The sequence below is a fragment of the Halobacillus sp. ABR2_026 genome (genome assembly GCF_056158545.1).
Window position 1 is genome coordinate 2,581,251 of record NZ_JBSWTM010000001.1, and the last position, 13,065, is coordinate 2,594,315.

11 protein-coding genes and 1 other annotated feature are annotated in these 13,065 nt (G+C 43.3%); of the genes, 1 reads left to right on the forward strand and 10 read right to left on the reverse strand.

The window, feature by feature from the left end; translation table 11 throughout:
* Positions 1-42: 42 nt before the first annotated feature.
* The 10 genes from alaS to ACXADE_RS13545 form a co-directional block, all read right to left on the reverse strand.
* The gene (gene alaS / locus ACXADE_RS13500; RefSeq protein ID WP_474980976.1) at positions 43-2,679 is read right to left on the reverse strand and encodes an alanine--tRNA ligase; all 2,637 of its coding nucleotides are present in this window, start codon (positions 2,677-2,679) and stop codon (positions 43-45) included.
* Positions 2,680-2,766: 87 nt separating this feature from the next.
* Positions 2,767-2,977: a binding site (T-box leader), on the reverse strand.
* 45 nt (positions 2,978-3,022) lie between these two features.
* Positions 3,023-4,093, reverse strand: coding sequence for an AI-2E family transporter (locus ACXADE_RS13505; protein WP_474980977.1), 1,071 nt, complete (start codon positions 4,091-4,093; stop codon positions 3,023-3,025).
* Positions 4,094-4,096: 3 nt separating this feature from the next.
* Complete coding sequence (locus ACXADE_RS13510; RefSeq protein WP_474980978.1) at positions 4,097-4,273, reverse strand: hypothetical protein; 177 nt, start codon at positions 4,271-4,273, stop codon at positions 4,097-4,099.
* A 54-nt stretch (positions 4,274-4,327) separates the two neighbouring features.
* The gene (locus ACXADE_RS13515; protein WP_474980979.1) at positions 4,328-5,140 is read right to left on the reverse strand and encodes a sugar phosphate isomerase/epimerase; all 813 of its coding nucleotides are present in this window, start codon (positions 5,138-5,140) and stop codon (positions 4,328-4,330) included.
* A gap of 11 nt (positions 5,141-5,151) precedes the next feature.
* Positions 5,152-7,479 (reverse strand): SF1B family DNA helicase RecD2, encoded by a 2,328-nt coding sequence (gene recD2 / locus ACXADE_RS13520; protein ID WP_474980980.1) that lies wholly within the window; start codon positions 7,477-7,479, stop codon positions 5,152-5,154.
* Between the two features lie 15 nt (positions 7,480-7,494).
* The gene (locus ACXADE_RS13525; protein WP_474980981.1) at positions 7,495-8,154 is read right to left on the reverse strand and encodes a tetratricopeptide repeat protein; all 660 of its coding nucleotides are present in this window, start codon (positions 8,152-8,154) and stop codon (positions 7,495-7,497) included.
* Between the two features lie 109 nt (positions 8,155-8,263).
* Positions 8,264-9,376, reverse strand: coding sequence for a tRNA 2-thiouridine(34) synthase MnmA (gene mnmA / locus ACXADE_RS13530; protein ID WP_474980982.1), 1,113 nt, complete (start codon positions 9,374-9,376; stop codon positions 8,264-8,266).
* A 14-nt stretch (positions 9,377-9,390) separates the two neighbouring features.
* Positions 9,391-10,533 (reverse strand): cysteine desulfurase family protein, encoded by a 1,143-nt coding sequence (locus ACXADE_RS13535; protein ID WP_474980983.1) that lies wholly within the window; start codon positions 10,531-10,533, stop codon positions 9,391-9,393.
* Between the two features lie 17 nt (positions 10,534-10,550).
* Complete coding sequence (cymR, locus tag ACXADE_RS13540; protein WP_474980984.1) at positions 10,551-10,970, reverse strand: cysteine metabolism transcriptional regulator CymR; 420 nt, start codon at positions 10,968-10,970, stop codon at positions 10,551-10,553.
* Positions 10,924-11,607, reverse strand: a complete 684-nt coding sequence (locus tag ACXADE_RS13545; protein WP_474980985.1) for a YczE/YyaS/YitT family protein — start codon at positions 11,605-11,607, stop codon at positions 10,924-10,926. Before ACXADE_RS13545 ends, cymR begins: the two co-directional genes overlap by 47 nt.
* Before the next feature lie 118 nt (positions 11,608-11,725).
* Between ACXADE_RS13545 and ACXADE_RS13550 the strand changes: the two genes are divergently transcribed.
* Complete coding sequence (locus tag ACXADE_RS13550; RefSeq protein WP_474980986.1) at positions 11,726-13,003, forward strand: replication-associated recombination protein A; 1,278 nt, start codon at positions 11,726-11,728, stop codon at positions 13,001-13,003.
* The last annotated feature ends 62 nt before the right edge of the window (positions 13,004-13,065 follow it).

The window sequence follows — 13,065 nt, forward strand, 5'->3', positions numbered from 1 at the left end:
AGTATTAATTCTATTATATACCTAATTATCCTATAGGAAAAACTAGGCGTTTTGACTAGCGTATTCTCTTGCATATTCTAAAGCATGAGGAATTTTGGAAGCATCTTTACCACCCGCTTGCGCCATATCCGGACGGCCTCCGCCACCACCGCCGCATCGGTTAGCTGCTTCTTTAATCAATTGACCTGCATGATAACCTTTTTCGATCAAGTCCTTCGATACTCCTGCAATCAATTGAACTTTGTCACCATTCGGTGCTGCGAGAAGGATAATTCCTGAATCCAACTTTTGTTTAAGATCGTCCACCATTGTGCGTAGCGCATTCATATCTTTAACATCCACTTGCTTAGCGAGAACTTTCACACCATCGACCTCTTGAACTTCATCAAGAATACTGGAAGCTTCCATGTTTGAAAGTTTTGCACTCAAAGATTCATTTTCCTTTTGAACATCTTTCAATTCTTTATGAAGAGCTTCTATGCGTTCAGGGACTTGTTCAGGTTTCGTTTTCAGCTGCTCTCCAGCTTTTTTCAACAACGCTTCTTTGCCGTTCATGTACAAGTAAGCATCCTTAGCTGTTACAGCCTCAATTCTTCTCGTACCAGCGCCTATTCCAGACTCTGAAATAATCTTAAACAGGCCGATTTCTGCTGTGTTCATTACATGACAACCTCCACAAAGCTCAAGGCTGTAATCCCCGACCTGGACGACTCGAACCGTGTCCCCATATTTTTCACCAAACAAGGCCATCGCGCCCTTAGCTTTTGCTTCTTCAATGGAATTAAGCTCAATGGATACCGGAATAGACTGCCAAACTTTTTCATTGACGATGGACTCAATTTTCTCCATCTCTTCGTTCGTTACAGAACCAAAGTGAGAAAAGTCAAAACGTAAACGATCGGGAGCTACAAGAGATCCGGCTTGATTTACATGTTCGCCAAGGACATCTTTCAACGCTTGATGCAGAAGGTGTGTAGCCGTATGGTTTTTAACAATAAAGGAACGACCGCTTTGATCGACTTCTGCTGTCACTGTCGCTCCTTTTTCGATAGAACCTTGTTTCACGACCGCTTCGTGCATGTGTTGACCATTCGGTGCTTTTTGAACATTGGTCACTTCTATGACAGCACCTTCCGTTCTCAAGAAACCACGATCAGCGATTTGACCTCCACTCTCAGCATAGAAAGGGGTCTTTGTGAGGAATAGATAAATGGTGTCGCCCTCTTCCGCATACCCACTGAACTCTTTCCTTTTAATAAGTTCTACAATTTCTGTTTCAACTTGCAGAGAGTCATAACCGACGAATTCACTTTCGACGTGAACATCTCCAAGTACACCGTCCTGAACTTGCATAGAATCGGTCTTCTGGCGTGCACTACGTGCGCGCTCCCGCTGTTTTTCCATTTCGTTTTGGAAACCTTCTTCATCAATAGTGAAACCGGCTTCAGCAACGTATTCTTCTGTCAATTCTTTAGGGAAGCCATACGTATCGTATAACCGGAAGACTTCTGTTCCAGGGAACACATTGCTGCCTTTCTCGGTTTCCTGCTTGATGATGTTGGTAAGAATCTGTAACCCATCATTCAATGTTTCATGGAAACGGGATTCTTCTGTTTGAATGACGTTTTGAATGAAGTTTTCTTTTTCCTTTACTTCAGGATAGAAGTCGACCATGATTTTAGACACTTCTGGCACTAGTTTATACATGAACGGCTTGTCAATTCCGATCTGCTTAGCAAAACGTACAGCTCTACGCAGCAGACGGCGCAACACGTAACCACGTCCTTCATTTGAAGGAAGGGCTCCATCACTGACAGCAAATGTAACGGTTCTCATATGGTCTGCAATCACTTTGAAGGAAGCATCTGTATCGAAGCCGTCCCCATAGTTTTTGTCCGCCATTTTTTCCGTTGCTTCAATGATCGGAAGGAATAGATCGGTCTCAAAGTTTGTTTCCGTTTCTTGAATAACACAGACAATACGTTCAAGTCCCATCCCTGTATCAATGTTTTTCTTAGGAAGTGGTGTATACGTATCATCAGGATTGTGGTTAAACTGAGAGAAGACGAGGTTCCATATTTCCAAATACCGTTCATTTTCCCCGCCTGGGTAAAGTTCTGGATCATTGGAGTCCGTTCCATATTTTTCTCCACGATCATAAAAGATTTCCGTATTCGGACCACTGGGCCCTTCCCCGATATCCCAGAAATTCTCTTCGATGCGGATAATACGCTCTTCATCCAATCCGATCTTATCTTTCCAAATTTGGTAAGCTTCCTCATCTTCCGGATGTACGGTTACAGATAATCTCTCTTCGTCAAACCCAATCCATTCATCGCTTGTAAGAAACTCCCATGCCCATTCCATAGCTTCTTCTTTGAAATAATCGCCGATAGAAAAATTCCCAAGCATTTCAAAGAACGTATGGTGCCGAGCAGTGAATCCAACATTTTCAATATCATTTGTACGAATTGATTTTTGCGCATTCACAATTCGCGGGTTTTCAGGAATAACACGCCCATCGAAGTATTTTTTCAGTGTAGCCACACCACTGTTAATCCAAAGTAGAGTAGGGTCTTCGTGGGGAACAAGAGATGCGCTTGGTTCTACGCTATGTCCTTTTTCTTTAAAAAAGTCAAGAAACATTTGGCGGACTTCCGCTGATGTTAATGATTTCATTTGCAATAACCTCCTCAAATTGTTCGATAGAATGGAGTCTGTTCCGGACGAAGAAGGAACAAAAAAACCCCGTCCCTGCCTTTAATCGGCAGGGACGGGGTTTTTACCGCGGTACCACCCTGGTTATAGACCATTGATGTCTATCAGCTTTAATGCCTGTAACGGGGCATGACTCCGTCGGGGATTAACCGCACTCTGGAATAGCTTTCAACAACGTTCATGCAATGCGTTTTTCAGCCTGGAACGCACCTCTCTGGCCATGAATGAATCGCCTACTCTTTTCCTTCATTGTGTTCTTTCGTCCTTATAGTCTTTGCTAAGCGTAATTATAGATAACTGACGTTCATCTGTCAATGTTTAACCTCCCTGTACGAATTTCTGAAGCGATCACTTTTATACAGGTCAGTACAGGGACAGCTAAGATTAATCCGGGAATACCGGCTAATTCTCCCCCAACCAATAAAGCAAGGATTATAAACAATGGGTGAATATGGATGCTTTTCCCCATTATGTAAGGAGAAAGCAGATTCCCTTCTATCACTTGAATAATCAGGATAACCGCCAGTGTAAATAACAAAGTGTTCACACTTACAGTCAGAGCCACTATGACCGCGGGTCCTGCACCAAGAAGCGGCCCAAAATAAGGAATGATATTGGTTAACCCTGCAATCAACCCCAGAACCAAAGGATAAGGAAGATCAATCAGCCAAAAGCCAGCTGTTGCGAGAACTCCAACAAACAAGCTAATTAATAGCTGACCTCGGATGTATCCCCCTAAAGAGTGGTTCAGCTCCTTCACCAACCTTCTTGACTCTTCATGCCATTTGGACGGGAGGGTAAGAAGCAGCCAATGGCCAATGGTCTTATAATCTTTTAGAAAATAAAAAGTCATGACAGGAATGACAGCAAGGAGAACGATCATATTAAAGATTCCGGTCAACCCAGCAAGAACATTCATCAGCCGCCCATTTATCCACTCTTCGAAGCTGGCAAACCGCTCATCCACCTTTTGGTGAAGCCCATCCGGTAATTTTTCTGTTTGTGCATAAAGCTGCTTCGTCCAGTTTTGATAGGACTCCACCAAATGAGGCAGATGCTCATTTAGCAGCTTTAATTGATCCAGAAGACGAGGGATTCCTTTATATAGTCCAAAAGCCGTCAGAGAGAAAAAAACGACAAAGATTACACATATACTCAGTGGACGATTCAACCCGAAATCCTCCAGTATGTGGACAAGAGGATGCAGAAGAAATGACAACAAGAGCGCCAATAAAAAAGGGAGCAGTACTTTCCCTAAGACCATAACAAAACCATCATAATAAGGATAGAGCCACGCAAGCAGAAGTAATGAGAGAAGAATGATGAAAAAGATGGTGAATCTTCGCAGCCATTTTGAGGAGCGATCACTCATCATTCGTTATGATCCTTGTTGATAAAAAATATCATTCAAAGAACTTAAACTGCCATCTTCCTCAATTTGGTTAATATTCATCTTCCCATCTTCTATCGTCAATTCCAAACAACAATTCCAACAGTAATATTGTTCATTCCCGATCTTGCCGAGATTTTTATTCTTACAGTTCGGACATCTCATCGGACATACTCCTTTTTTACCAAACAGTATGTCCATGAAAAGAAGATTCATACATTAGGTGACTAGTTCATGAACCCATCGAATCCCCTCTTCTACCCTCTCTCGATCAGGATTGGTGTGAGGGGTGTGTTCAAAAATGAAGAACTTATCATTTCCCTGAGCCAGCCATTCTATGCAAGGCCCCATATTATATTCAGTTCCTTGTTTCCTAAACTCCGGATGCACCGGAGTCCATATGTACCCTTTATCTGTTAACCGAACATTGTGAAGATGAACGACATCTGTAAAGGGGAGAAGCGGCTCCATAAACCGTTTCCAATCGTCGCCCGCAGCCAATCGATAGTCACCGAGATCCATACATATTCTCAGGCCATATTCTTCCCATAATGACATAGGAAAATTTTGCAGATATTGAATGCCTGCTGGTGATTGCTTAACTCCAAGTTTCGGTTCACAAACAATCGGAATATCATAAGCATGTTGTAAATGAGACAAAAATTGAAGCCCTTCTTCGATCTTTTCTTCGCTATTATCCGTTCCCCATTTAAAGTATGGAAAATGTACCAGAAGATAAGAAGCTCCTGAACTAGAAGCCTCCCTGACCTCTTTTACGAACAATTCCCTGGCAGTCAAGGAGGGCATTTTTACGTCTTCTAACAGATCATATTTACTGCCGTCTCTAAAATGAGGCGCGTGTATTCCAAAACTTATTCCAGAGGATGAAGCCATGTCCAAAAAGTCTTTGTAAGAACCCCTGTCCCTGAATTCCCCAATTTCAATATGAGCCAATCCGAAACTAAACAGTTCCTCAAAATGGCTACGTTCCGATAAGATCGTGCTGCCTGACATACCGATACGATGAGTCAAACGCTCCCCTCCTACATGAAGTCGTAAGGTGATAATTGTTCTTCCTCTTCTTCCGTATTCACTTCTGGGGGTGATTCATTTTGCAGCTTCTCTGCCAATCGGGTATATCTGGAATTTGTATCTGTCGTCCCGACTCCGTCAAGGAAAGCCTCACGCTCGCCGCAGATGATCAGAGACTCTTTGGCCCTTGTAATGGCTGTGTAGATCAAATTCTTCCTCAGCATGCGTCGATAGCTTCGTACTATAGGTAGAATAACAATGGAAAATTCACTACCCTGAGATTTATGGATGGACGTACAGTAAGCATGCATAATACTATTCAAATCCTTTTTTGGATAGACGACTTCTTTTCCATCAAAATCGATGACGACCTGTTCAACACCATCAACATTTTCTTCCGCCCTGAAAATCGCCACAATTTCCCCGATATCTCCATTGTATACGCCATCCTCCGGCTGATTCACTAACTGGATAACCTTATCTCCCTTACGATAAATGACTTCAAAGTGCTTCAGGTCACGCTTCTGCTTACTTTGGGGATTCACGACCTGCTGTATCCTCTCGTTCAACTTATGAATGCCGACATCTGTCCTGTACATAGGAGCGAGCACTTGGATGTCCTTCAATTCATTTCCCTTATCCAACGCCTTTTGGACAATGTTTGTTACAAGATCGCTCAATTGGTGCTCCCGAGCTGGAATGAAATTGAAATCATGGTCCTTTCCAAGGGACGAAACCGTACAGGCATCTCTTTTAATTTCATGGGCGAGCTGGATGATTTTCGATCCTTCTTTTTGGCGGTACACCTCCGTCAGTTTAATATAAGGAAGGGTATCAGAGGCCAAAAGATCAGCCAGGACCTGGCCTGGTCCTACGGAAGGTAGTTGATCTTCATCGCCAACCAGCAGGACCTGCATATCATCAGGGATTGCTCTGAACAACTGATTGGCAAGCCAAATATCAACCATGGAAAACTCATCCACGATCAATACACTTCCCTCCAGCGGATTGTTCTGGTTCCGTTCAAAAGAGTCATGACCGTCCCATCCAAGCAGACGATGGATCGTACTTGCCGGAAGGCCCGTCGATTCTGTCATTCTTTTTGCTGCTCGGCCCGTCGGCGCTGCCAGCACAAAAGGAAAAGGTTTGTCTGTCTCATAATCTCCAGGGTCTATGGACACATCATTCAATTCTGCAAACGTATGAATGATCCCTTTGATTACAGTGGTTTTGCCGGTACCTGGCCCCCCCGTCAAAATCATCAGCTTAGAATGAAGGGCTTTTTCAATAGCATTGAATTGATCTTCTCCATAGCTCATAGCTTCCTCTTCTTCTAAATCTCCAATGATTTTCATCAGATCTGCCTGTGTATGTTCAACCTCCACCTCTTTCTCCTGAATGCGATCGATATGACTGCAAAAGCCATTCTCTGCAAAATACAAAGAAGGAAGGTATACACGGTCTTCTTCAATATAAACAAACCGTTCCTCCCCTAGGTGAATCATCTGTGCAGATAGCTGTTCAAATGTAATCACAGGATCAGCCCCATGATTGAGCAACTGCTCCACTTGTACCAAACACTCTTCCGTAGGCAGATAAACATGGCCGGCACTCATGCTTTTTTGCATGATGTATAAACAGGCCGCTCGGATTCTTGTCGGATGATCATGAGATAAGTCCTGCATTTTTGCCATCTCATCGGCTCTATGAAAGCCAAATCCATCTACATGGAACACTAGTTGATAAGGGTCTTCTTCAATGATGGCCATGGTTTGATCTTTAAAGGCTTCATATATTTTCTGAGCAAGCTTCAAGCCAAATCCGTATTGAGACAAATGAATCATAATATGTTCGAACCCCTGGTGTTCTTTTAAAGCTGCATACAGTTGATCCGCTTTCTCTTTTGGGAGCTTTTGGACGGAATTCAGGACGTCCCTATTTTCCAATATTTTGGGAATCGCCTGCTCACCTAACTCATCCACAATCCGTTCAGCTGTCTTTTTTCCGATTCCATGAAAAAGATCACTGGACAAGTACAGCACAATTCCATCTTTTGTTTCGGGGAGAACACGGTTGTACATTTCCACTTCATATTGCAGTCCAAATTTCTTATGGTTTTTGAATTCACCATGAAAAATATAAGTTTCACCTTCCTCCAAAGGAGAAAAATGACCTTTGATAACCAGAGACTTTTCAGTGAACGATTCATTGGTTTCTTTCACGTGAATGGAAGCGATGGAAAAGTGCTCCGATTCATTATGGAAAATCATCCGGCTCAATTCGCCTTTGACATAAGGTCTCTCACCATTTGGATCTTGAAAGAGCGATTGTTGGGTCATGACCATCGAACTCCTCTACTCGTTTAACGCTTGTTCCACTTGCCCTTTTGCATGAGCTGCCAGCATGTGCTCAGGATTGATTTCCAATGCCTTCGTAAAATGCTGCAGCGCTTTCTGAGCATCTTCCTTATGAAGAGCGACAACACCCAGATTGTAATGGGCATCACTGTGTTGTTCTTCTAATTGTAGCACATGGTTCATCACTTGTTCAGCATGCTCAATCTGGCCATTCTGAGCAAGACAAAGACCGTACTGAAACTGTACATCTACATCTTCAGGGGCAAGTTCCGATGCTCTCAATAGATAAGGAAGCGCCAGCTTTACGTATTCCTGATGAACGAAGGTCATCCCAAGCATGAAGTGGACATCTGCCTCATCCAACCCTTGTTGGATCGCTTGTATAAACTGTTCCTGGGCTTTTGTAAATTTTTCTTGTTCGTAGTAGACATTTCCGAGACCATAGTAAGCAGTCGCCGCTTGATCATCCAATTCGATAGCACGATTAAAAAAACGTGCAGCCCTTTCATAATCATTCATATGTGTGAGCAGATTTCCGAAGTTGATATATCCCACAGGCTCCTTTGGATTTTCATCGATAGCCTCCGTAAACAACTTGGCTGCTTCCTCGTAATTATGGTTTTGCATTTGTTCGATTCCCTGCTTTAATTTATCCATTTGCTAAACCGCTCCTTCCGCTAATATCTTTTCACAGGCTTCTCCACAATAATTGGGATGCCCCTCACAAAAAAGTCATGTCCCAAAGAGCGGACATGACTTGTTATTTCTATCCTACATACGTGACTTCTTCTTCTTGTTTTAAAACGACATCAATCGTTGCTCCACCAAGACAGACATCACCGTCATAAAAGACCACTGCTTGACCTGGAGTAATGGCACGTTCAGGTTCGTCAAACATGACTTTCCATAAACCGTTCGCTTCCGGATATACCGTAACCCCGCTGTCTTCTTGACGATAGCGGAATTTAGCCGTGCACGTGAAAGGCTCGGATGGAGCTTCACCTTTCGTCCAGTTCGCTTCCGAAGCAATCAATCCATCGGAATAGAGAGCTTCATGATGGAACCCTTGGCCAACGTACAGAATATTGTCTTTCACATTTTTACCAACGACGAACCAAGGATCACCTGCGCCACCGATTCCAAGTCCTTGCCGCTGGCCTAATGTATAATACATCAGACCGTCATGTTTTCCTTTTACTTCACCATCGAGAGTTTCCATATTTCCTGGTTGAGCAGGTAGGAACTCACTAAGAAAGTCTTTGAAGTTACGCTCACCAATAAAGCAGATCCCTGTTGAATCTTTCTTTTTAGCCGTAGCAAGACCATGCTCTTCGGCAATCGCACGCACTTTTTTCTTCTCCAGATGACCTAATGGAAACATTACTTTAGAGAGTACATCTTGCGATAATTGATTCAAGAAGTACGTTTGGTCTTTATTGTGATCCACCCCGCGCAGCATTTCGTAAGTTCCGTTGTTTTCCTGCACTTGGGCATAGTGTCCTGTAGCTAAATAGTCTGCTCCCAGCGACATAGCATGTTCCATGAACGCTTTAAATTTAATTTCTTTGTTGCACATGACATCAGGGTTCGGAGTACGTCCCTTTTTATACTCGTCAAGGAAATAGGTGAACACTTTATCCCAATACTGTTTCTCAAAGTTCACCGCAAAATACGGAATATCCAATTGATTACATACGCGAATAACATCTTCGTAATCTTCTGTGGCTGTACAGACACCATTTTCGTCCGTATCGTCCCAGTTTTTCATAAAGATACCTACTACGTCATAGCCTTGTTCTTTCAGGAGGAGTGCAGCTACAGAGGAATCCACCCCGCCACTCATCCCGACAACTACACGTGTATCTTTCGGGTCTTTCATTTTCTTCACCTTCCTTATGCAGTCAATCTATTAATGATCTGACTGACTCTCTTTGCTGCTTCTCTTATATCTTCCTCATTATTTGCGAGTCCAAAACTGAAACGGATTGAATTTGTAGTCTTAGGGTGATCCGTTCCGAACATGGCGGAAAGAACGTGGGAAGGTTCTACAGACCCTGCGGTACAGGCACTTCCACTAGATGCCGCAATTCCTGACAAGTCGAAGTTGGTCAGCAGTGTTTCCACATTCATTGCCGGAAAACTGACGTTCACAATTGATTCTATCGTCTTCGTTGGATCCCCGTTCACTTGGTAAGTTATTTCTTCTTGATCTAACGTTTGAAGAAAAATTCTTTTATAATGAAGATACTTTTCTTTATAGGTCGAACGCTCTTTGTCCATGACTTCAACAGCTGTCCTCAACCCTTGCACAGCAGGTATATTTTCAGTCCCTGCCCGCCTTTTCCGTTCTTGTTCTCCCCCATATTGCAGAGATTCCACAGGCGTACCTTCACGGATATACAAAAAACCAATCCCTTTAGGTCCATTGATTTTATGCCCGGACACGGCTAATAAATCTACACCGAATTGAGAAACATCTATATTAAAAAGGCCATAGGCTTGAACGATATCCGAATGGAAATATGCTTGATGATTTTCCAAAGCAGCCGCTATATCCTGAATAGGCTGAATAGCTCCTGTTTCGTTATTAACCATCATGATGGACACAAGAATGGTATCATCACGGAGGGCATCCTTCACATCATCAACCGAGACCCTACCCATTTCATCCACAGGAAGATAGGTCACTTCAAAACCATCAGCTTCTAAGAATTCGACTGCATGTAATGTAGCATGATGTTCAATGGAAGTGGTAATGATATGCTTGCCATAGCGGCTATTGGCTCGGGCTGTCCCGATTATGGCCAGATTATCTGCTTCTGTGCCCCCGCTCGTAAAGACGATTTCCTTTTCATTGGCCCCCAGGCTTTCAGCAATCGTTCTCCGGGATTCGTCCAAGATACGTCTTGCTTTTCTTCCGAACTGGTGAACACTCGAAGGATTCCCGAACACTTCCTCATATACAGGCATCATTTCTTCGATCACTTTTGGGTGGACGGGTGAAGTTGCTGCGTGATCCAAGTAGATTGACTTCATCTTTTCACCTCCAGCTATTAAATATAGAACATATAAGCGTCTTGAGTTTGATCATCCACATGATCTTTCAAATCTTCAAGGGTCGTTGTATCAAGAACATCTTTTACTGCATCTCTGACTCTCTTCCATAGCGCCTGTTTTGCCGGCTCTTCGTCTTCGATGCCCTCTACAGGTGTGATCGGCCCTTCCAATACACGAATAACGTCTCCCGCTGTAATCTCATGAGGAGCTTTCGTAAGCATATAACCTCCATAAGCCCCACGCACACTCTTAACAAGACTTGCATTCCGTAATGGTGCGATCAGTTGCTCCAAATAATGCTCCGATAATTGGTTGTCCCTTGCAATCTGCTTCAAGGAAATCGGTCCATCCCCATATTTCCTAGCCAATTCAATCATGATGGTTAGCCCGTACCGGCCTTTGGTAGATATCTTCATACATGTCACCCTTCGTTAATAAAATCTTCAGCCATCGTTCAGCCTCTGGCAGGGTATAGCCTACAAACGTACCTAGAAACAAGGCGATAAAGACTGTACCAGCCCCTACTGGGCCACCTAGAGCAAGCCCTGCCACAGCTACGATGATTTCAATTCCATTTCTAACCGTCGATACTTTCCATCCCGTAGTCTCGGTAATTAATAACATCAAACTGTCACGTGGACCCGCTCCCATTTTTGGTGCCACATATACACCAATACCAAGAGCGATGACAAATGTCCCGGAAATAAATACAAATAATTGCATGAGAAATGTGTCAGGTTCCGGTAAAATCCAATTAAAGAAATCAATAAAAATACCAATAAGAACCATATTTAATATTGTTCCAATCTGCGGCCACCTTTTTTGCATGGCAGAACTGATTAGAACAATCAGTAATCCTGCGATAATCGACCAAGTTCCTACCGTCAGTCCAAAATTCAGAAACAAACCATAGTGAAAAACATCCCATGGTCCTATACCGAACTCTTTGACCTGCATAGTCATAGAAATACCTAGCCCCAGGATGACTAAACCGATAGAGAAAAAGCTCCAACGAATAACCAGTTCCCGCTTTTCATCCCCGTAAAGTCTCATGGTCATCCTCCTCTCTCTATTATACCAAACGCTATTATAGCATGAATGGCAAGTCCCTTGCATTTTCCTATAAATCATTCTACGCTTACAATCATAACCGTCTAAAGGAGAATGTTTCATGAGTCAACAACCCCTTGCTTTTCGATTAAGACCCGCAAATATAGATGAAATTATCGGTCAAACTCATCTCGTTTCAGAAGGGAAAACAATCAACCGGATGATCAAGGCTGAACGCCTCGCCTCCATGATTCTGTTCGGACCTCCAGGCACTGGAAAAACTTCAATGGCAACCGCCCTTGCCAAGAGCTTGAAGATTCCTCATAAAACGTTGAATGCTGTGACAGATAAAAAGAAAGATATGGAAATTGCCGTGGAAGAAGCGAAGATGCACGGACAGCTCGTACTCATCCTCGATGAAGTCCACCGCCTGGATAAAGCCAAACAGGACTTCCTGCTTCCTCATCTGGAAAGCAACCGTTTGACTATGATAGGTTGTACGACAAGTAACCCTTACCATTCCATCAATCCGGCGATCCGTAGCCGGTGTCATTTATTTGAGCTGTATCGATTGGAAAGTGAGCATATCAAACAAGCCGTTCACCATGCGCTTGAAGAGCCAGAAAAAGGCCTTGGACATATGGATATCCACCTGACTGAAGATGCTCTGGATCATTTCGCTCAAGCGTCCAATGGAGATTTACGGGCTGCATTGAATGGGCTCGAGCTTGCCGCCTTCTCTACCCCTGCCGATAAAGACGGAACAGTGACCATCGATTTGGAAGTTGCTGAAGAGTGTATGCAGAAAAAGAGCTTCAGCCATGATAAAGATGGAGATGCTCATTACGATGTGTTATCAGCTTTTCAAAAATCTATCCGTGGAAGTGATGTAGATGCATCTCTACATTATCTAGGTAGACTCATTGAAGCCGGTGATCTTGACAGTATTGCTAGAAGATTAGTAGTCATCGCTTATGAAGACATCGGCCTCGCCAATCCTCAAGCAGGACCACGGGCTCTATCTGCTGTTGAAGCTGCTGAGAGAATTGGATTTCCTGAAGCACGGATTCCATTGTCAGTGGCTGTAACTGAACTCGCCCTCTCCCCTAAATCCAATAGTGCCTATAAAGCACTGGATGCTGCATTAGCAGATATAAGAAACGGTAAAAGCGGAGAAGTGCCGGCGCATTTGAAAGACTCTCATTATAAAGGAGCTGAAAAACTGGGAAGGGGCATTGATTACAAATATCCACACAACTATGAGAATGCCTGGGTAAATCAACAATACCTCCCAGATCCTATAAAAAGCAGGCAGTATTATGAGCCTAAGCGAACTGGTAAATTCGAACAGGCTCTTGACCAGGTGTATAGCAAGATCAAAAAGCAGAAATCCACATAAGTATATTTCCATTCCAACTTGGCTACACTACTACTAAATCTGACAAACTATTATCTTAAAGG